This window comes from Nocardia sp. BMG111209, from assembly GCF_000381925.1.
Lineage (GTDB): Bacteria > Actinomycetota > Actinomycetes > Mycobacteriales > Mycobacteriaceae > Nocardia.
Genome location: NZ_KB907310.1, coordinates 427,795 through 447,678, shown reverse-complemented (window position 1 = coordinate 447,678; position 19,884 = coordinate 427,795). Strand labels below are relative to the sequence as shown.

Here is a 19,884-nt window from a genome sequence, read left to right as displayed (position 1 = left end):
GCGATGTCCAGCTCCTTCGGGTCCGGATCCGGCCGGCCAACCACGCGTGTACGTCCTTATGCCCTGACCTCCGGCCGCACCGAGCCGGTGGTCGATCTCCCGATGGAGGCGGTGGTGGAGACACTGCCGTACGCCAACCAGTTCGACTGGCCGGCCGGCGATGTCCGCACCGATATCCTGCGACTCGGCTCGTCGCGGCTGTCGGTGGCCGAGATCGCGGCACACCTGCAGCGGCCGCTGGGCATGGTCCGGGTGGTGATCGGCGACCTGGTGGTCGCCGGAACCCTGCGGGTGCACACGACGCTGAGCGAGGACGCGAGCTTCGACGAACGTCGTTCTTTGATGGAGAGGACACTGCGTGGACTCCGTGCGCTCTGACATCCCGGGCCGCCCCGCCGACCAGAGCTATTCGAACCCTCCCGTTTCGCACCCGAATTCCTCGGTGCCCTACCAGAATTCGCAAATGCCCTATCAGACACCGCCCGCGCCGCCCTACCCGAATGCGGCGCCGCCCCACCCGAATTCCGGGTCCGGCTACCAGAATCCCGCCGGACCGCGGCAAGCCGCGCCGGAGGTCGACGCTCGCACCGCCTCCACCAAGATCGTGGTGGCCGGCGGGTTCGGCGTCGGCAAGACGACCTTCGTGGGGACCGTGTCGGAGATCGTGCCGCTGCGCACCGAGGCGATGGTGACCGGCGTCTCCGACGGCGTCGACGATCTGTCCGCGACCCCGACCAAGCAGACCACCACGGTCGCCATGGATTTCGGCCGCATCATGCTGCCCGGCAACCTGACCCTCTACCTGTTCGGGACACCCGGCCAGAAGCGATTCTGGTTCATGTGGGACGACCTCATCCGTGGCGCGATCGGCGCCGTGGTGCTGGTCGACACCCGCCGGATCGAGGACAGTTTCGCCGCGGTGGACTTCTTCGAGGCGCGCAACCTGCCCTTCCTGGTCGCGGTCAACCGCTTCCCGGATGCGCCGCGCTTCCCGGAATCCGAACTGCGACAGGCACTCTCGGTGCGCGCCGGAGTTCCCATGATGGAGGTGGACGCCCGCAACCCGATGGAGGTGCGGCGTTCGCTGGCGACCGTCACCGAATACGCGATCAAACGGCTGACCGCCCAGCAGCGGGAGGCGGAGACGGTCCGACGGGGGTGACGAACTGATGACCTACTTCACGATGGGGTATTGGGTACTCGGTCTCGCGATCGTGGTGTCGCTGGCGGGTGCGGTGGTCGGATTCGCCTGCGTGCGGCAGTCGACGATGTCGGTCACCGCGCACTTCCGGATGGTCTGGCTGGTCGCGGGATCGGTGTCGATCGGCGGCGTCGGCATCTGGCTCGCGGTGTACGTGAACATGCTCGGTATGGGCGCGCCGACCGGTGTCGTCCGCTACGACCTGACCCGAACCGTGGGCAGCGCGATCCTGGCGATCGTGTCGATCCTGGCCGGACTGTTGCTGGCCGGCCGGGAGGTCCGCTCCGGCAAGCTGATCACCGCGAGCGTCGTGACCGGCGTGGGCATCGGCGTCACGCACTATCTGGCGCTGGGCGCCATCCGGGTGCAGGGTTCGGTGCAGGTGTCGGTGGCCGCCACGATCGAGGTGCTGGTCGCGGCGATCGTCATCGCGGTCGGCGTGCTCTGGGTATCGCTGCGGATCTATTCGATCGGATTGCTCACCGCCGCCGCGGCCGTGGTCGCGCTGGCGGTGACGGGTATGCACTACCTCGGCATGTTCGGTGTCGGCGTGCACGTCGACAAGGCGACGGCGCCGCCGACCGGCGAGGATCTGTTCACGCTCTTCGTACCCGTGTTCGTGCTGGGCACCCTGTCGCTGGCGGTGCCGATCACCGCGGTCCTGGTGGCGCCGGACCGGACCGCGCGGGTGATGGCCAAGGCGCGCTCGACCACGCCGCCGCCGCGACCCCGCAAGCCGTCGCGCACCCCGACACCGATCGGCTGATCGCGACCGGCGAAAAGCGCAGTACGGCAAGGGTTTCCGGGCCGATCGCACATCACGTGCGATCGGCCCGGATGTCGTTGTGCCCTACTGGAATTCGCCGACGCGCACGTTGGTGTCGATGAGGCCGAAGACCTCGCCCTGCGGCGCCATCACGATGGCCATCCGGCCGGCGGGGGTGTCGGCGGCCGGCATCAGCACGGTGGCGCCGAGTTCGACGGCCCGCGCGACGCCCGCATCCGCGTCGTCGAACTGGAACCAGGTCAGCCAGTAGCTGGGCATCGGGTCGCCGGGCATCAGGGTGTCGTCGTTCATACCGCCCGCGGCGTCCTGCGCGCCGGGCGCGGTGAACATCGCGTACCGCATCGACTGCCCGTCACCGATATCGGTGTAGGTGTAGCCGAAGACGTCGGCGTAGAACTTCTTCGCGGTGTCGAGCTCGCGGGTGTGCAGCTCGTTCCAGGTGTAGGCGCCGTGTTCGTTGAACACCCCGGCGCCGTGATGGTCCCGCGCCTGCCAGCCCGAGAACACACCGCCGGTGGTGTCGGCGGCGACGACCATCCGGCCGGCGCCGAGCACGTCGAACGGCGGCGCGAGCAGCTGACCGCCGGCCGCGGTGACCTTGGCGGCGAGCGCGTCGGCATCGGCGGTGGCGAAGTGGGTGGTCCAGACCGAGGGCATCCCGGGCTGCTGTTTGGGGCCGATGCCGGCCGCCGAACGGCCGTTGCGGTCCGCCATCAGATAGCCGCCGCCCTCCTCCCCGGTACTGCCGATCTCCCAGCCGAACAGGCCGGTGTAGAACTCGCCGGCCTTGACCGGATCGTCGACCTGACAGTCCACCCAGCAAGGGGTGCCCTCGGGCCAGGCGGTATCGCGTACGGGCATGGGATCGTCTCCGTTCGTCTGTGGTTGCCTGCGGCAGGATGTGACGGGCCCGCGACGGGATGGACGTACGAACCGTCCACGACGACGCGAATTCGCCTGTGGCCGTGCGACGGTCCGCTTCCGTGACATCTCGGAAGTGATGCCGCTCGCCTCGACCGGATGCGGTCGATCAGCTGGGGCCCACGGATTCCGACGATCCGCAACAGTGCGAAGGGATTACCGGACCGCGACGAGAGGGGCACACCGAAACTGCTCGGGCGGAGCTGAACTGCGGCGATGAGCAGGGACGATCGGTGGCGATGAGCGGGTTCTCCCGAGCCGGGAGAACCCGCCCTCGCGCACGAGCATATCGGCGGAAGAACACGAAGTCATCACTTCGGGGATCTTTTTCGACAGCGCTGGGTGCGCCCCCGGCCCCACTCGATCGCGACGTGCGGTCCGGTACCATGGTTCGATCGGGGCGCCACGGGTGAGCTGCCCGGACACCCCCACGAAACGAGTCGGTGCACCGCCGGCGGCGGCCACCGGACCTCGTACCGGACCTCGCAACCGAGAAGAGACCCTCCGCAACCACGAAGGACGCTGACATGGCCGTGAAGCGCGCACCGTCGAAGAAGGCCCGTGCCGAGCAGGGGCGGCGCCCGAAGAAGAACCCGCTGATCGCCGCCGGTGTCGAGACGGTGGACTACAAGGATGTGAACCTGCTGCGCACGTTCATCTCCGATCGCGGCAAGATCCGCAGCCGGCGGGTCACCGGGCTCACCCCGCAGCAGCAGCGGCAGGTCGCGGTGGCGGTCAAGAACGCGCGCGAGATGGCACTGTTGCCGTTCACCAGCCGTTGATTCCCGGTATCGGGACCGCCCCGCCACCAGATCCACGGTGACGGGGCGCTCGCGGTGTTCACCCGCTGCGCGGCGCACCGGCTACGGAATCGTCAGCACCTGACCGGGAGTCACCGAGTCCGGATCGGACAGCCCACTGGCGGAGACGATCTCGGTGAAGCGGTTACCGTCGCCGTAGAAGCGCTCGGCGATCGCCCACAACGTGTCGCCGTCGGCGACGGTGTAGGTCCGCGACGCCACCTCCATGGGGGTGTCGGTCTGCGTACCCGCGGACCACAGCATGCCGCCGTCCCGGCCGTACAACACCACATCGCGATCCGGCTGGACGACCAACCGGTCGGCCTCGCGGCCGGGGGTGTCGGTCGCCCAGGCGGGGGCGCCGTCCTCCTGGTACAACACGAAATTTCCGTCGGACTGCAGGACCGCTCGCGTCACGCCCCGGCCGTGCGTCTGGGTCGCCCAGACCACCGAGCCGTCGGGCTCGCAGAGCACCAGATTGCCGTCGGGCTGCAGGGTCATGGTGTACGCACCGCTGCGCAGCGATTGTCCGAGACCGAGTTCCTCACCTACGTGCAGCATGTCGCCCACAGGAACATCCTTTCCGGAGAAGGTCGACGGGCCGGGCTTCGACGTCGTTCTCGAACGATACGGCCGCCCGGGGCGCCCCCGGTCGATCGTTGCCGAATGTTCACTGCTCGAGCCGAACTCGGTCGCCGCGACCGCGCGGACCGTTGCCGATAGGCTCTGCAGACCATGATCTCGATCCGGTTCGCCCGCGCCGTCGCCGTCCTGACCCTGTCGGTGGCGGTGGTGTCGGGGTGCGGGCACTCCGGCGAGGCCGGACCCCGTTCCGATTCGGCCGCCTCGGATTCCGCGGCGATCACGCCGACCGAACAGGCCCAGCCGCAGTTCGGCCGCCGCTTCACCGCCAATCCGGCGATCGTCAACCCGCGGCCGATCGCGTTCGACAGCTGGAGCCGGGTCGCCGACGACCGGATCGCGGTGAACTTCCGGATCGGCTCACCGGACTGCAACGGCGTCGACGCGACCACCACCGAGACCTCCGGCGCCGTCACCGTCGCGCTGCGCGCCGGCACGTTGCCGGAGGCGATGGGCCGCATGTGCACGATGATCGAGGTCTTCGGCACGCTCGAGGTGAAATTGGCCCGGCCACTCGGTAACCGGAAAGTCAACGCTTCGACATAGGTTGCGCGTAGAATGATTCGCTCACGACCGACAATCAAATAGACAATCTACGTTCCGGTAGCACGAAAACGTTCCGGCCGTGTTCGCAACTTGTAAGAACGAATCATTCACCCGCGATGAAACCTCTCATCGCGAGTACTACATGTGACGTTCGTCACACACGTACCCTGCTCTGCGGTTATAGCATTGTGATCTGACACAAGACTACTTAGGTAGTGATACGTTTGTTGGCACAAGTGTGAAATCTATCCTCGCAGGGGGTGGAAAATGCCAGGACAAGCCGGCATCTCCATGATTGGAAGTTACCGCCCCGAGAGGGTCGTGACCACCGAGGAATTAGCCTCCGAATTGGGGGTCGAAGAAGATTGGATTATCACGCGCACCGGAATCCTGGAGCGCCGTTTCGCCAATAGCCGGGAGACCGTGACCTATATGGCGACGGCCGCGGCGCATTCGGCGCTGAAAGCTGTCGACATGGATGCGCGCGAAATCGACGTCGTGATTCTCACGACGTCGACTTTCCTGGCCCAGACGCCGGCCGGCGCGGCCATCGTGGCCGCCGAACTCGGCTGTCACCGGCCCGGTGCGTTCGATATTTCCGCGGGTTGCGCCGGATATGCCCACGGGATCGGCCAGGCCGCGGCGCTGGTCAATTCCGGGCAGGCCGAGAACGTGCTGGTCATCGGCTCGGAGAAGATGAGCAACAACGTCGAGCCGGGCGATCGGTCGGTACTGCCGATCTTCGGCGACGGCGCCGGTGCGGCGATCGTCAACTCGAGTAGTGCGGGACATATTCGCCGGACGGTGTGGGGCAGTCTCGGCGAATATTCCGACATGATTCGGCAGGAGACGTCCTGGGAGCAGTTCCGGGCGAACCCGGACCGCAATTCGCAGCCCTACGTGAAGATGAACGGCACCGAGGTCTTCCGCTGGGCGACCACCGCGGTTCCGGGGATCGTCGCCGAGGTCGCGGCCGCGGCGGGCGTCACGCTCGACGACATCGAGGTGTTCGTCCCGCACCAGGCCAACGCCCGCATCATCGATGCGGTGGCGCGCCGGCTCGGCTGGGACGACGGCTCGGTCGTGGTCGCCGACGACGTCCGGCGCGCGGGCAACACCTCCGCCGCCGCACTGCCGCTGGCCATCGAGGATCTGGTCATGTCCGGCCGGGCCGAACCCGGGCAGCTCACCCTGCAGGTCTCGTTCGGAGCCGGGCTCTCCTACGCGGGCCAGGTGTTCGAGCTGCCGCCGGTGGCCGAGGCGGCGTAGCCGTCGGAAAATCCTGAAAGTTGGTGTTTCCGCATGTCCGCAACCTCCTTCTCCAGCTACGACGAACCGCTCGGACCGCGCGCCGGCCGCTACTTCGGTGACGGTTATCAGAAGGTCGAGCAGGAACTGTCCGGCCTGCAGCTGCAGCGTTCCAACCAGCCCGGCGCCAGGCATTCCGGGACCGGACGGCTGCGCTACCCCGCCGACTGGTCCCGCAAGCGCGGCGGCGAACTCGTACCCCACGTGAGCAGCGTCGACACGCTGACCCTGGCCGCCGCGATGTGTGACGCGGCACTCACGCACACCCGCGATCTCGGTCCCGACGAGGCCGCGCACAGCTGGGTGCGGCACGCCACCGTCCGAGCGGGCGCCGCGCCGCACGAGGATCTCGACAACATTCCGGTCGAGATCGAGGTCACGTCGGTATCCGAGGACGAGGACGCGACCGGCGGCCGCAGCGACCGGACCGATTCGGAGACCACGTTCAAGTTCCGGGTGGGCGCGCTGACCGGCACGCTCACCTTCGCGCACGTGCAGGGTTCCGGCCCGGTCGACCTGCCCGGGGTGGACCACGCCGACTCGCTTGCGGCGATCTTCGGCCCGCAACCGCACCACTTCCTGCACGGCCTGAAGCGGCATTCCCTGTCCGCGACCGACCTGGTCATCGACGAGGCCGCCACCCGGATCACCGGCCGGCAGCAGATCACCCTCGACGGCGATCGGCGGTATTCGGGCGCGGAATCGGCCCATCCGGACTCGTCCTCGATCGTCGACATCGTGGTCGGGGCCGCGCAGCTGTCCCAGATCCTGCTCTATCGGCTGGACGATCTGGACCGCGCGCGCAGCAACACGCTGTGGATGCGCAAACTCGAGATCAGCGCGTCGGGACCGGACCGCCCGACCGCGGCGCCGTTCGACGGCACCGCCGAGGTCCGGCGGGTCTCGATCGTCAACCGCGGCGGACAGCGGTGGCGCAGCGCGGACATGCTGATCAAGGAGTTCAACGGGATGGTGGGTTCCTGTCTGCTCGCCCATCAACTGCCGGACTGACGGCCACGTCACCGGACGGATCGAGTTGCGGCCAGTCGCCCTCGACGCCGCAGCCGTATCCGAGCGCGCACTGCGACAGCGCCGCCAGACCCGCGTCGTCCGCGGCGTGCGCGGGTGCGTCCATGGCGAGCAGCGCGTTGAGCAGCATGCCGTTGGCGATGAACTGCTGGGCCCGTTCCGGCGCGCATCCGGTGCGGGTCACCAGCAGGTTGTACAACGACGAGACGAAGCCGCGGGCGGCCCCCGCGACCTGCGGCGATGCCGCCGCGGCGCTGAAACCCTGCAGCAGCACCATGAGCACGTCCCGGTCGGCGACCAGAGTGTTGTACACCGCGCCGAGCCGATCCCAGACGTCCGGCGCGGTCGCCGATTCCGGCCCCGCGAGTTCGGCCTCGAACGCCGACAGCAGCGCCCGTACCGCTCGGTCGAATACTTCCAGGAACAGTTCGGACTTACTTCCGAAGATCCGGACGACATAGGGCTGGGAAACACCGGCCTCCAGTGCCACCACATCCGTGCTGGTACCGGCGTAACCGCCCCTGGAAAATGCCCGGCCGGCGGCCTCGAGAATCTTCTCGCGGCGTTCGGCCGCGCTGAGCCTCGCCTTCATGTTGACAAGTTATCACCTGATTACTAATCTTTCCACGAGCTTCGAGACCGCCATACGAGGACCTTGATGAAGGATTCACCAGAGCTACGGTTGGCAGTAACCGGAGCTTCACCGGCCGGCAAGTACACGGTTACCACCGCATTGTCCCTGGCCACCGGTGTCCCGCGCATCTCGGTACCGTCCGAAACTATTGCACCCGGTGTCGAACGAAGGCTCACCGATACGGTCGAGATCCCGATCCGCGCATTCGAGGCGCGGGTCGATTCGGAAGCGCGTGCCGGTGCCGGATTCGTATCCGACGGATCGGTTCTGCACGAGTGGGCAACCGCCGAGTCGTTACGCCGGGGGCGGCACCGGGGCGAATGGCTGTGGCATCCCGGGGACCTCCCCTTCCGAAAGTTCGAAGAAAGTTTTCTGGCCGCGCACGCGAGCATTGTTCGCCGGCATGCGAGCGTGGCCTACGACGCCGTGGTACATCTGCGCCCGGAGCCGGCGGAGACCGACGGTGATCATGCGGCAGCGCAGCTGACGGATCGCATCCTGGTCGACGCGCTCTACCCCTTGCCGATCCCGTTTCTGGTCGTGGGTGGTCCGCCCGAAAAGATTCTCGCGCGGGTCACGAATCTCTTCGCACTGCCGCTGCGGATGCCGTTGTCCGAAGCGGTGTCGATCGCGGCGGACGAGACCTGGCAGGACGACTTCCCGACGAAGCAATTCTCAGTGAAGGAAATAGCGTGACAGTAAGAGATTCCCGGGCGGCGGCGCCCCAGCCGGAGGGCAAGCTCTCCGACAATGCGGTATGGACACTCGTGGTGGTCTCGGTTGCCACGTTCATGCTGATGCTGGACCTCACCGTGGTGAACGTCGCTCTCCCCGACATCCGGAAGTCCTTCGACTCCTCCTTCTCCGCGCTGCAGTGGATCCTGGACGCCTACGCGCTCGGGCTCGCCGCCATTCTGCTGGCCGCCGGTTCGGTCGCCGACCGGATCGGCCGCAAGAAGGTCTTCGACGCCGGTCTGGTCATCTTCCTGGTCGCCTCGCTGATCTGTGGCATCGCGCAGAACGACGTCACCCTCATCCTCGCGCGCTTCGTGCAGGGCCTCGGCGGCGCGATCCTGTTCGCGGTCGGCCCGGCGCTGCTCGGTAACGAATTCCACGGCAAGCAGCGCGGTATGGCGTTCGGCGTATTCGGCGGCGTCGCCGGCCTGGCCATCGCGTTCGGCCCACTGATCGGTGGCGGTCTGGCGGAATCGGCCGGCTGGCGCTGGATCTTCCTGATCAACATCCCGCTGACCGTGGCCGCGCTGGCCGTCGGCTGGTTCAAGATGCGGGAGTCCCGCGGCGCGACCCCGCCGCCGCTGGACTGGTCGGGCATGATCACCTTCTCGGCGGGCCTGTTCTTCCTCGTCCTCGCCTTCATGCGCGGCCAGCAGGACGGCTGGACCAGCGCGCAGATCATCGCCTACTTCGTGATCGCCATCGTGTTGCTGATCATCTTCGTGGGCCTGCAGATCAGCCGTCCGGGGCGGGCCATGTTCGATCTGTCGCTGTTCCGGAACCGGACCTTCAACGGCCTGTCGGTCGTCACCGCGCTGTGTGCCGTCTCCGTGATGTCGGCCCTGTTCCTGCTCATCTCCTATATCCAGAACGTGCTCGGCTACTCGGCCTTCTCGGCCGGTCTGCGGCTGCTGCCGCTCACCCTGCTGATGTTCGTGGCCGCCGCGGCGTGCGGCAGCCTGGTCGCCAAGGTGGCGCCGAGCGTGATCATCGGCGGTTCCCAGCTGTTCATCACCGCGGGTCTGGCGTGCGTCCTGCTCGTCGACGACCACTCCGGCTGGACCCGGCTGATCCCGGCCATGGTGCTGATCGGTTTCGGGATGGGCATGTTCTCCACGCCGCGTGGCGCTTTCGCGATCGCGGTCACCACGCCCGACAAGTCGGGTATGGCCTCCGGCGTGAACGAGACCTTCCAGCAGTCCGGTCTCGCGGTCGGCATCGCCGCCCTCGGCGCCTACTTCCAGAACCGGGTCAACGCCGCCTACAACAAGACCGATATCGCGGCCCAGTTGCACGACAAGGCACCCGGCCTCGGCGACCTGATCTCCGCCGGCGCCGGCCGGGAGGCCGCGAAGAGCCTGCCCGCACAGGCCGCCGAGCAGTTCCAGCAGGCCGCCACCTCGGCCTACGTCAGCGGTCTGCACCACATGATGGCGATCGCGGCCGTGATCGCCGCGATCTCCGCGGTGGTCGGCGTGCTCACCCTGCGCCGCTCCGATCTGGACGACACCGCCCTCGCCAATCCCGGCGTACCACCGGAAGCCGCCGTCGATCCCGCCCGGGGCGTGTCGGCGTACTGAGCGAGACGACGTGTCGACTCCCCGCCCCCAGCGCACCCGGTTCGCCTTCACCGATGTGGACCACACCCTGCTGCGGATCAGCACCCTGCACCACTTCGCCGAATTCTTCTTCGATGCCACCGGGCGCATCCCGGAGCTGGAGCGGAACCGGGCGCGGATGCAGCGGCTGGCCGAATCGGGTGCGACCCGGGAAACGCTGAACATCGAGTACTACCGGCTGTGGGCGGGGATCGCGGTGGCGGAGGTGGAAACCGCCGCCGGGGGCTGGCACGAACTGATCCGGGCGCATCAGCACTACCGGGCTCCGGTGGTGGCGCGCCTGCGCGCACTGGCGGCCGACGGCGTCCGGACGGTGCTGGTGTCCGGCTCGTTCGCCGCCTGCCTGCGCCCGATCGCCAGCGAGATGGGCGGTGCGGTACCGGCGCCGCTGTTGTGCACCGAACTAGAGGAGCGCGACGGCCGCTACACCGGCGCGGTGCGGCGGTCCCTGATCGGCGCCGCCAAACGCACCGCCGTCGAGACCTTCGTGGCCGGTTATCCGGGCCACGATCTCGCCGGTGACTACGGCTTCGGCGATCACGTCAGCGATGTCGCGATCCTGGAGCGGGTGGGGCATCCGGCGGTCGTGCCGGTCGATCCGGCCCTGGAACATCTGGCCCGCCGGCGCGGCTGGGAAGTGCTGACCGATCCGGCCGCCTGACGGCGGAACCGATCCATATCTCGAAGATAGGAGACCGACCGTGTACCTGGTGGACGGGCAGCAGCGCGAGAGCATCAAACTGGCCATCTCCGGCACCTACTCGACCGGTAAGAGCACCACCACCGAGGCGCTGTCGATCCTCACCGGCATCCCGCGGACCCACGCGCTCACCTCGCGGGAACTGCTGGTGGATCTGGTTCCGGGCAAGACCGTGATGGAACTCAACTCGATCGAACTGCTGCAGCTGGGCCTGCGGCGGTTCGAGGAGCGGGTGCACAACGAATCCCGGGACGGCTCGTTCATCTCCGACGGGTCGGTCGTGCACGAATGGGTGTACGGCGTGGCCCGGATGCGGGTCGGCATCAATCCCGGTGCGGGCCTGCCGCTGCGGATCGTGAAGTCGATCGCCGGGATCGGCCGCAAGGCGCCGGTGAACCAGTTCACCGATATCTTCGGCGATATCTCCAAGGCCCGCGCCGCCCGCCTCTACGACGCGTATGTCCATCTGCCCGTGGAGTTTCCGATGAAGGCGGACGGGCACCGGCCGGTGTCCGAACCGTTCCGGAAGCTGTCCGATGTCACGCTGCTGCAGGTGATCAAGGACCTCGGCGTGCCGTACGAGGTCGTCGGCGGCACCGTCGAGGAACGACTCACCAGGATCATCGAACTGTTCGAGCTGCCCACCGTGATGTCGGTGGCGGAGGCGGTCGTCGAGGCGCAGAGCCGGGTCTCCTCGGCCACCAAGGTGCTCCAGGAGGACGACCGCTTCAAGGCCGCGCAACGGAAGAAATCGCCGGTCAAACGGCTGGCGTACGCCATGCGCTACTGACCGCCCGCAAGCCCCGGGGGCCGGAATGAGTCGGGGTCCGGCACCTGGACGACGAGGCCCTGCACGGATTCCGCAGACCCGTGCAGGGCTTCGGCCTTTCCGCGGCCGGTCCGGAGATTGGCCGGAATTCGACTGATACGTTCCCGATCCCCGCAGCGATGAGATAGCGGGAACGGGGACATGTCGGAGGTCGTCCTCGCCGCCCGAGCGAGACCCGGGGGCCGGGATGAAGGGCGGCCCGGTACCTGGATGAAAAGAGGCCCTGCGCGACGGTGTCGTGCAGGGCCTCCCGCGTTCCGGGCCTAGTGTGCGAAGTGCCGGGAACCGGTGAGGTACAACGTGACTCCGGCCTCGCGGCACAGCTCGACGGTGTCCTTGTCCCGGATCGAACCACCCGGATGCACGATGGCGCGCACCCCGGCGGCGATCAGGATCTGCGGGCCGTCGGAGAACGGGAAGAAGGCGTCGGAGGCCGCGACCGCGCCCTTGGCCCGATCGCCCGCGCGCTCCACCGCGAGCCGGCAGGAGTCGACCCGGTTCACCTGACCCATACCGACGCCGACCGCGGCGCCGGCATCGGCCAGCAGGATGGCATTCGACTTCACGGCACGGCACGCGCGCCACGCGAACGCGAGATCGCGCAGGGTGGACTCGTCGGCCGCCTCGCCCGCGGCGAGGGTCCAGTTCCCGGGTTCGTCACCGGCGGCCTGGAGGGTGTCGCGGTCCTGCAGCAGCGCGCCACCGGAGATCGGGCGCAGTTCCGCGCCGCGGCGCTGCGCGGGCTCGGCCACCAGCACGCGCACGTTCTTCTTGCGCTGCAACACCTCCACCGCGCCGTTGGCGTAGCCGGGCGCCACCACGACCTCGGTGAAGATCTCGGCGACCTGTTCGGCCATCTCGACCGACACCTCGCGGTTGGCGGCGATGACACCGCCGTACGCCGACACCGGATCGGTGGCGTGGGCCTTGCGGTGCGCCTCCGCGATATCCGTGCCGACGGCGATACCGCACGGGTTGGCGTGCTTCACGACCGCCACCGCGGGATCGGCGAAGTCGTAGGCGGCCCGCCACGCGGCATCGGCGTCGGTGTAGTTGTTGTACGACATCTCCTTGCCGTGCAACTGCTTCGCCTGCGCCAGGCCCGCCGGGCCGCCCTCACCGAGGTACAGCGCGGCCGCCTGATGCGGGTTCTCGCCGTAGCGCAGCACGTCGGCGCGATTCCAGGTGGCGCCGACCCAGTCCGGGAACTGTTGCACCGCTTCGGATTCCGGCTCGGCGGCCGGGGCGGCGACATTGGTCATCCAACTCGCAACGGCCACATCGTAACTGGCGGTGTGTTGAAAAGCCTTGGCGGCCAGCGCGGTTCGCTCGGGCAGCGTGAAACCGCCCTGCCCCACCGCGGCCAGCACCCGGTCGTAGTCGCCGCTGGAGACCACCACCGCCACCGAAGGATGGTTCTTCGCCGCCGCGCGCACCATCGACGGTCCGCCGATATCGATCTGCTCGACGCATTCGTCGATACTCGCGCCGCCGGCCACGGTCTGCGTGAACGGGTAGAGGTTCACCACCACCAGCCCGAACGGCCGCACATCCAGTTCGGTGAGCTGATCGGCGTGCTCCTGCTTGCGCAGATCGGCGAGGATGCCCGCGTGCACCCGCGGGTGCAGGGTCTTCACCCGGCCGTCGAGGGTCTCCGGGAATCCGGTCAGCTCCTCCACCTTGGTCACCGGGATGCCGGCCTCCGCGATGCGGGCCGCCGTCGAGCCGGTCGAGACCAGTTCCACGCCCGCGGCGTGCAATCCGGTCGCCAACTCCACCAGACCGGTCTTGTCGTAGACGCTGACCAGCGCCCGGGTGATGGGGATCCGTTCGCCGCGTTCACTCACCGCAGAACTCGCTCATCTGGGATAACTGCCTTTCGTCCGTCGGAGACAATGCCTCGGGTGGCGACGGCGGCGACCACCTCGGCCAGCAGCCGCCGCTCCACCACCTTGATTCGCTCGTGCAGGGAAGCCTCGTCGTCCGCGGGCAGCACCGGCACCGCCTCCTGCGCGAGGATCGGCCCGGTGTCGACGCCGGCGTCGACCAGCATCACGGTGGTCCCGGTGACCCGCACCCCGTACGCGAGGGCGTCCCGCACGCCGTGCGCGCCCGCGAAGGAGGGCAGCAGCGCGGGATGGGTGTTGAGGATGCGGCCGCCGAACCGGGCCAGGAATTCGGGGCCGAGCAGTTTCATGAAACCGGCCAGCACCACCAGATCCGGCCGGTGTGCGGCGACCGCCTCGGTCAGCGCGATGTCCCAGGCGGCCCGGTCCGGATACGCGCCGAGGGCCACCTCGAAGTGCGGAATGCCCGCCGCCTCGGCATGACCGGTGGCCGGGCAGGGCCGGTCGACCCCGACCGCGGCGACGCGCGCGGGATAGCCGTCCGCGCCGGTCGCGTCGATGAGGGCGTGCAGCAGCGATCCGGTGCCCGAGGCGAGGACGACGACGGTCGCGGGTGCCGTCGGCGGCACCGAGTGGGCGGGCGAGGTCGTCAGAGCTCTACTCCCTGTGTGTTCGGCTGCGGGATCGCGGCGTTCGTGCTACCGCCGCGTCCAGCCTATCGAGCGCCCCTACCGTCCTCGTCGGGCAGGTCCGTCTCCACCACCTCGGCGTCCAGGATCTCGTCCGCGTCGTCGTGCCGGGCCGGGTGCACCACGACCGGACGGCCGTCCGGGCCGTATTCGTCGTCGTCCTCGAATTCGGCCTCGTGGTAGTCGGTTTCGTGGTCCTCGTGCCCGGCCGCGGCGGGCTCCGCCGCCTCGTCCTCGTCCTCGTATTCGTCGTCCTCGTCGTATTCGCCGTCGTCGTATTCGCCGTCGTCATAGTCATCGTCGGCGTACTCGTCGTCGGCGTACTCGCCGTATTCGTCGTCCACCGCGTCGTCGTCGAGCGGGCCGTCCTCCAGCAGTTCGCCGTCGACCTCGACCTCCAGATCGGGGCCGTCGTGCAGCCGGTAGCCGTCGTCGTAGGCGTGTTCGAAGTGACTGAAATCATCGGCGGGCCGGGTGGCCGGGGCGAGGCCGAACCGCCGCGCCGTCACCATGCCCGCGTAGCCGGCCACCGCGAACCAGCCGAACGCCAGTCCGGCCGACAGCAGCGTGCCCGCCCCGATCGCGCCGAAGGTGCCGGCCACTCCCCCGGCCAGCGCCGCGAGCAGCGTCAGCAGCAGCGCCCCGACACCCGCCGCCGTGAGCGTGGCCCACGGCGCGGTGGCCCGGTCGAATCCGAGCTCGAAACGGTTGGCGTCCCAGATCACTCGCGCGCAGTCCACCCCGGCGAGGACGCCGACGGCGATCGGGATCAGCAGCAGCACCGGCCACCAGCCGGCCGCGGGCCCCTCGGGCACCGCCGCCAGTACCGGCAATGCCGGCATCGGCCCGCCGGTGATCCCGAACAGATCCAGCGATCCCACCCCGACGTGCACGTTCGCCCCGAGCAGCACACAGGCCGCGTCGATCACCACATTCGGCAGATAGGCCAGCGACAACGCGGTCAGCCCGAGCGCACCGGCGGTGTTGCCCGCGGCGTGATAGGTGTCGCCGACGTGAGACCAGTTGGCCACGAACGAGACGAGGGTGACCGCGACGCTCGCCAGCAGCAGCCGCCGTACCGAGCGGAGCCCGATCCGCGCGCCCGGCAACGCCCACCCCGGCAGAGCCGCCATCAGATCCCGGCGCGCTCGCGGGAAGGAGAACCAGCGGCCCGCGATACCGACCGCGGCGGCCACCAGATGCAGGCCCGCCACCCAGCCGAAGGCGGTGAGCGTATGCGGCGGCTGCAACGCGACCGCCGCCGTGGCGTCCTCCGCCACGGCCAGGCAGACCGCCGTGATGAGCAGCGGCCCGGCCAGCGCCGCCGCCACGATCCAGCCCAGATCCGCACGCGTGCAATCGGTTTCGACCGCCCGCGCACAATCGCGCATGGTCAGCCACAACACCAGCGCGGTGGGCAGCAGCGGCAGCACCCCGAGTTCGGTGCGGCCGACCACCAGGGGAACCTGGTGCACCTCGAGCCAGCCCGCCGCGATCGCGCCGGAGACGCCGGTCAGACCGCTGTCGGCGCCGAGCAGCGTGCCGATCACCACAAGAACGATGGCCACCATGGTGAAACTCGACGATCGCGCCGCGACCACGAGCAGCACCCGGGCCCGCTGCGGGCTCAGCGATCCGAACACCGGATCCTGGATCGCGGCCCGCCGCCGCGCCGCGTCCCGCCGGGCACCACCGGAACGGTTCTGCCGCAAGCTGTTCCACCGAGTCGGAGTCGATCTCATGAATTCCCCAGCCAGAATCTCACCACGACACACCAGCGTGGCAGCTTCCCCGACACCCGCAAGTCAGGCGCGCCGACCACTCTCCAGCGGCCGCCACTGAACGATGGCAGGCCCCGCGGCCCCGCGGCCCGGTCAGAGCCCACGACCCGGCGGGCCGGTCAGGACCCGCGACCAGGCCAGACCCGCGACCCTACGGTCCGGTCAGACCCGCGACCCTGCCCGGTCAGACCACGACCCCGCGGCCCGGCCAGGACCCGCGACTCTGCGGCCCAGTCAGGACCCGCGGCCAGCACCCGGTCAGAGCCCGCAGCCCGGCGGCCCAGTCATAGCCCACGGCCTCGCGGGCCAGTCGGGACCGGCGGCCCGGTCAGAGCCCGCAGCCCGGTCGAAGCCCGGCGGCACCGACCGGTATGCGGCCTACTGCTTGTCGTCCTCCGGGCGGAAGGCCCGGGTGGCGTCGGCGGCCGGGTCGGCGTTCTGTTCGGTGCCGAAGGGTTCGGCCGAGCCGCCCTGACCGGACTGCTGGGGCTGGCCGGCCGACGAGCTCTGGCCGTAGCCCGCGCCGCCGTACGGCGAGGCCGACGGCACCGAGCCGAAGTGCTGGGTCGCGGCCTCCTCACCGGTGGCCGGCTGCTGCCGCTGCTCCGGCTGCTGCCGCTGCTGCGCCGCGGCGCCGAAACCGACGGTCGGCTGCTGGCCGTAGGCCTGCTGCTGGCCGTACGCAGGAGGCTGCCCGTAGGGCTGCTGGCCGTACTGCTGCTGGCCGTACGGGGCCTGCTGGCCGTAGGGCTGCTGACCCGGCTGCGGCGCGCCGTAGGAAGGCTGCTGGCCGTACTGACCGTAGGGCGAGGCCTGACCGGGCTGGCCGTACTGCTGCGGCGCGGAACCGTACGCCGGCGGCTGCGCGTATCCGCCACCCGGACCGCCGAATCCGCCCTGCGGAGCGGCCGGCTTCGGCGCGGGGGCCGACAGCACGCCCGACTCGAGCAGCAGCCCGAAGACGGCGGCGCCCGCCTGCACCAGAGCCAGGATGATCAGCGCCCAGGCGGCCCCGGTCAGACCGAACCCGGGTCCCAGGTCCAGCGCCTGGAACAGCACCGACAGGAAACCCGCCGCCGAGGCGGCGGCCACCACGGCATGGTGGCCGTTCTGCTTGGGCAGCAACGAGATTCCCGCCACCAGACCGGCGAACAGCAGGAACGCCACGGCGGCGAAGCCGCCCTGCTGGAACAGGTCGCGGTCGGTCGTGACGCTGCCGCGGGCGGTGAGGTCGAAGGATTCGAACTTCAGGAAGCCGAGCAGGAAGTTGACGATGCCCAGCGCGGTGACGGCGATGGTGAGGTAGAACGGCAGGCCCTTGGCGTCGGCCGGTCCCGCGGCGCCGGGCCCCGTCGGACCCGCCGCGGGCGCGCCCGGATGGACCGCCCCGGCGCCGGTCGGCTGCTGACCGTAGCCCGGCGCGGACGAAGGTGCCGGCGCCGGTCCGCTGTACCCAGATCCCCCGGTCGGGTATGACATGTCGTCGTCTCCTTGTCGAGTCCATCGTGGTCTGACGCGCTGAACGCGCTTCCGACGCTACTGCACGCAGACGTCCCGGTCACGGCCACCGAACCGGCATGATCGGCCCGGAATGTCACACTCGCCGTGCTGACCTGCCGATTCTCGATCTCCAGGAGGGTGTGCGGGAGGCAAATGAGAAGGCCGCCCCCGGCGATCGGAAGGCGGCCCTCGGGTGTGTGCTCGGAGATCAGGCGCTGACGGCGGCCTTCTCCAGGATCTCGCGGGCCAGGGCGGCGGTCTCGGACGGCGTCTTACCGACCTTCACGCCCGCGGCCTCGAGGGCCTCCTTCTTGCCCTGCGCGGTACCGGCGCCGCTGGAGACGATGGCGCCGGCGTGGCCCATGGTCTTCCCCTCGGGCGCGGTGAAGCCGGCGACGTAGCCGACGACCGGCTTGGTCACGTTGGCCTGGATGTAGGCCGCGGCCCGCTCCTCGGCGTCGCCACCGATCTCGCCGATCATGACGATGATCTTGGTCTCCGGGTCCTTCTCGAACGCCTCGATGGCGTCGATGTGGGTGGTGCCGATGACCGGGTCGCCGCCGATGCCGATGGCGGTGGAGAAACCGAAGTCCCGCAGCTCGTACATCATCTGGTAGGTCAGCGTGCCCGACTTCGACACCAGGCCGACCGGGCCCTTGCCGGTGATGTTGTTCGGGGTGATGCCGACCAGCGACTCGCCCGGGGTGATGATGCCGGGGCAGTTCGGGCCGATGATCCGGGTCTTCTGACCCTTCTCCACGTTGTAGGCCCAGGCGTACGCGGAGTCCTGCACCGGGATGCCCTCGGTGATGACCACCAGCAGCGGGATCTCCGCGTCGATGGCCTCGATGATGGCGTCCTTGGAGAAGGCCGGCGGCACGAACGCGATCGAGGTGTCGGCGCCGGTCTTCGCGATGGCCTCGGCCACGGACGCGAACACGGGCAGCTCGACGGCATTGCCGTCGGAGTCCACGTGCGACACGGTGGTGCCGGCCTTGCGCGCGTTGACACCGCCGACGACGTTGGTGCCGGCCTTCAGCATCAGCGCGGTGTGCTTGGTGCCCTCGCCGCCGGTGATGCCCTGGACGATGACCTTGTTGTCCTTGTTCAGGAAGATGGACATGTTCTTCGCGTTCCTTACTTGGCCGCAGCCAGTTCGGCTGCCTTGTCGGCGCCTTCGTCCATGGTCTGCGCGATGGTCACCAGCGGGTGGTTGGCATCGGCGAGGATCTTGCGGCCGAGCTCGACGTTGTTGCCGTCGAGCCGCACCACCAGCGGCTTGGTCGCGCTGTCGCCCAGGATCTCCAGGGCCTTCACGATGCCGTTCGCCACGGCGTCACAGGAGGTGATACCGCCGAAGACGTTCACGAACACGCTCTTGACCTGGGAGTCGCCCAGGATGACATCGAGGCCGTTGGCCATCACGGTGGCCGAGGCGCCGCCACCGATGTCGAGGAAGTTGGCGGGCTTCACGCCACCGTGGTTCTCGCCCGCGTAGGCGACGACGTCCAGCGTGGACATGACCAGACCGGCGCCGTTGCCGATGATGCCGACCTCACCGTCGAGCTTGACGTAGTTGAGGTCGTGCTCCTTGGCCTTGAGCTCCAGCGGGTCGGTCGCGTCGACGTCCGCGAACTCGAGGTGCTGCGGGTGGCGGAACTCGGCGTTCGCGTCCAGGGTCACCTTGCCGTCGAGGGCGAGGATCTCGTTGTCGGGGGTGCGCACCAGCGGGTTGACCTCGACGAGGGTGGCGTCCTCACCGACGAAGGTCTCCCACAACTTCTGGATGGTGACCGCGGCGGTGTCGAGGATGTCGGCCGGGAGGTGGCCCTGCTCGGCGATGGAACGCGCGAACGCCAGGTCCACACCTTTCACCGCGTCGACCGGGATCTTGGCGAGCATCTCGGGCTTCTGGACCGCGACCTCTTCGATCTCCATGCCGCCCTCGACCGAGCACATGGCCATGTAGGTCCGGTTGGAGCGGTCGAGCAGGAACGAGATGTAGTACTCGGCGGCGATGTCCTTGGCCTCGGCGACCAGGACCTTCTTGGTGATGTGGCCCTTGATGTCCAGGCCCAGGATGTTCTTCGCGTGCTCGTACGCGTCGTCCGGGGTGGCGGCGTACTTCACGCCACCGGCCTTACCACGCCCACCGACCTTGACCTGCGACTTGATCATCACGGGCTTACCGATCTCGGTAGCGATCGCCCGCGCTTCCTCAGCCGAGTCGGTGACCCGGCCTTCCGACGAAGGCACTCCGTGCTTCACGAAGAGCTCCTTCGCCTGATATTCGAAGAGATCCATGTACTCACCGTC

Annotated in this window: 20 protein-coding genes; 11 read left to right on the top strand and 9 right to left on the bottom strand. The window is 68.9% G+C overall.

Going from position 1 to position 19,884, the window contains the following annotated elements:
- Nucleotides 1–3: 3 nt before the first annotated feature.
- The 3 genes from G361_RS0140045 to G361_RS46320 all read left to right on the top strand — a co-directional run bounded on the left by G361_RS0140045 (nt 4) and on the right by G361_RS46320 (nt 1,967).
- Nucleotides 4–378, top strand: a complete 375-nt coding sequence (locus G361_RS0140045) for a DUF742 domain-containing protein (RefSeq protein ID WP_019932787.1) — start codon at nt 4–6, stop codon at nt 376–378.
- Between the two features lie 85 nt (nt 379–463).
- A complete protein-coding gene (locus G361_RS46325; protein WP_081635815.1) occupies nt 464–1,162 on the top strand; it encodes an ATP/GTP-binding protein in 699 nt (232 codons plus the stop codon).
- 7 nt (nt 1,163–1,169) lie between these two features.
- Nucleotides 1,170–1,967: an MHYT domain-containing protein gene (locus G361_RS46320; RefSeq protein ID WP_019932785.1), complete on the top strand. Its 798-nt coding sequence runs from the start codon at nt 1,170–1,172 to the stop codon at nt 1,965–1,967.
- Nucleotides 1,968–2,051: 84 nt separating this feature from the next.
- Here the strand turns inward: G361_RS46320 and G361_RS0140030 are convergent, their stop codons facing one another.
- Entirely contained in the window at nt 2,052–2,849 is a 798-nt protein-coding gene (locus G361_RS0140030; RefSeq protein WP_019932784.1) for a VOC family protein, read from the bottom strand.
- A gap of 587 nt (nt 2,850–3,436) precedes the next feature.
- On the opposite strand from G361_RS0140030, the gene rpsR reads away from it, so the two are divergent.
- On the top strand, nt 3,437–3,691 hold the full coding sequence (gene rpsR / locus G361_RS0140025; RefSeq protein ID WP_019932783.1) for a 30S ribosomal protein S18: 255 nt from the start codon (nt 3,437–3,439) through the stop codon (nt 3,689–3,691).
- Nucleotides 3,692–3,772: 81 nt separating this feature from the next.
- Here the strand turns inward: rpsR and G361_RS0140020 are convergent, their stop codons facing one another.
- Complete coding sequence (locus tag G361_RS0140020) at nt 3,773–4,279, bottom strand: LysM peptidoglycan-binding domain-containing protein (RefSeq protein WP_019932782.1); 507 nt, start codon at nt 4,277–4,279, stop codon at nt 3,773–3,775.
- 165 nt (nt 4,280–4,444) lie between these two features.
- Here G361_RS0140020 and G361_RS0140015 point away from each other — a divergent pair, with 165 nt between their 5' ends.
- The 3 genes from G361_RS0140015 (at nt 4,445) to G361_RS0140005 (ending at nt 7,216) form a co-directional block, all read left to right on the top strand.
- Entirely contained in the window at nt 4,445–4,897 is a 453-nt protein-coding gene (locus G361_RS0140015) for a hypothetical protein (RefSeq protein ID WP_019932781.1), read from the top strand.
- Nucleotides 4,898–5,164: 267 nt separating this feature from the next.
- Nucleotides 5,165–6,166: a beta-ketoacyl-ACP synthase 3 gene (locus G361_RS0140010; protein WP_026344090.1), complete on the top strand. Its 1,002-nt coding sequence runs from the start codon at nt 5,165–5,167 to the stop codon at nt 6,164–6,166.
- A 33-nt stretch (nt 6,167–6,199) separates the two neighbouring features.
- A complete protein-coding gene (locus G361_RS0140005) occupies nt 6,200–7,216 on the top strand; it encodes an AvrD family protein (RefSeq protein ID WP_019932779.1) in 1,017 nt (338 codons plus the stop codon).
- Here G361_RS0140005 and G361_RS0140000 read toward each other — a convergent pair.
- Entirely contained in the window at nt 7,167–7,826 is a 660-nt protein-coding gene (locus G361_RS0140000) for a TetR/AcrR family transcriptional regulator (protein ID WP_019932778.1), read from the bottom strand. The genes G361_RS0140005 and G361_RS0140000 overlap by 50 nt on opposite strands.
- A gap of 66 nt (nt 7,827–7,892) precedes the next feature.
- Here G361_RS0140000 and G361_RS46315 point away from each other — a divergent pair, with 66 nt between their 5' ends.
- From G361_RS46315 to G361_RS0139980, 4 genes are read left to right on the top strand one after another with little or no spacing between them, the layout of a single operon-like run.
- Nucleotides 7,893–8,564: an AAA family ATPase gene (locus G361_RS46315; protein WP_196814771.1), complete on the top strand. Its 672-nt coding sequence runs from the start codon at nt 7,893–7,895 to the stop codon at nt 8,562–8,564.
- The gene (locus tag G361_RS0139990; RefSeq protein WP_231387248.1) at nt 8,561–10,183 is read left to right on the top strand and encodes an MFS transporter; all 1,623 of its coding nucleotides are present in this window, start codon (nt 8,561–8,563) and stop codon (nt 10,181–10,183) included. The genes G361_RS46315 and G361_RS0139990 overlap by 4 nt, the downstream gene beginning before the upstream one ends.
- A gap of 10 nt (nt 10,184–10,193) precedes the next feature.
- Nucleotides 10,194–10,883 (top strand): HAD family phosphatase, encoded by a 690-nt coding sequence (locus G361_RS46310; RefSeq protein ID WP_019932775.1) that lies wholly within the window; start codon nt 10,194–10,196, stop codon nt 10,881–10,883.
- A 40-nt stretch (nt 10,884–10,923) separates the two neighbouring features.
- Complete coding sequence (locus G361_RS0139980; RefSeq protein WP_019932774.1) at nt 10,924–11,712, top strand: AAA family ATPase; 789 nt, start codon at nt 10,924–10,926, stop codon at nt 11,710–11,712.
- Nucleotides 11,713–12,014: 302 nt separating this feature from the next.
- Here G361_RS0139980 and purH read toward each other — a convergent pair whose 3' ends face one another.
- From purH to sucC, 6 genes are all read right to left on the bottom strand, one after another.
- A complete protein-coding gene (gene purH / locus G361_RS0139975) occupies nt 12,015–13,598 on the bottom strand; it encodes a bifunctional phosphoribosylaminoimidazolecarboxamide formyltransferase/IMP cyclohydrolase (RefSeq protein ID WP_019932773.1) in 1,584 nt (527 codons plus the stop codon).
- The gene (purN, locus tag G361_RS0139970) at nt 13,595–14,227 is read right to left on the bottom strand and encodes a phosphoribosylglycinamide formyltransferase (RefSeq protein ID WP_019932772.1); all 633 of its coding nucleotides are present in this window, start codon (nt 14,225–14,227) and stop codon (nt 13,595–13,597) included. Before purN ends, purH begins: the two co-directional genes overlap by 4 nt.
- A gap of 86 nt (nt 14,228–14,313) precedes the next feature.
- Complete coding sequence (locus G361_RS46305; RefSeq protein WP_019932771.1) at nt 14,314–15,999, bottom strand: DUF6350 family protein; 1,686 nt, start codon at nt 15,997–15,999, stop codon at nt 14,314–14,316.
- Nucleotides 16,000–16,446: 447 nt separating this feature from the next.
- Nucleotides 16,447–17,547, bottom strand: a complete 1,101-nt coding sequence (locus tag G361_RS0139960) for a DUF5336 domain-containing protein (protein ID WP_019932770.1) — start codon at nt 17,545–17,547, stop codon at nt 16,447–16,449.
- 229 nt (nt 17,548–17,776) lie between these two features.
- The gene (gene sucD / locus G361_RS0139955) at nt 17,777–18,691 is read right to left on the bottom strand and encodes a succinate--CoA ligase subunit alpha (RefSeq protein WP_019932769.1); all 915 of its coding nucleotides are present in this window, start codon (nt 18,689–18,691) and stop codon (nt 17,777–17,779) included.
- Between the two features lie 14 nt (nt 18,692–18,705).
- On the bottom strand, nt 18,706–19,872 hold the full coding sequence (sucC, locus tag G361_RS0139950; protein WP_019932768.1) for an ADP-forming succinate--CoA ligase subunit beta: 1,167 nt from the start codon (nt 19,870–19,872) through the stop codon (nt 18,706–18,708).
- Between the last annotated feature and the right edge of the window lie 12 nt (nt 19,873–19,884).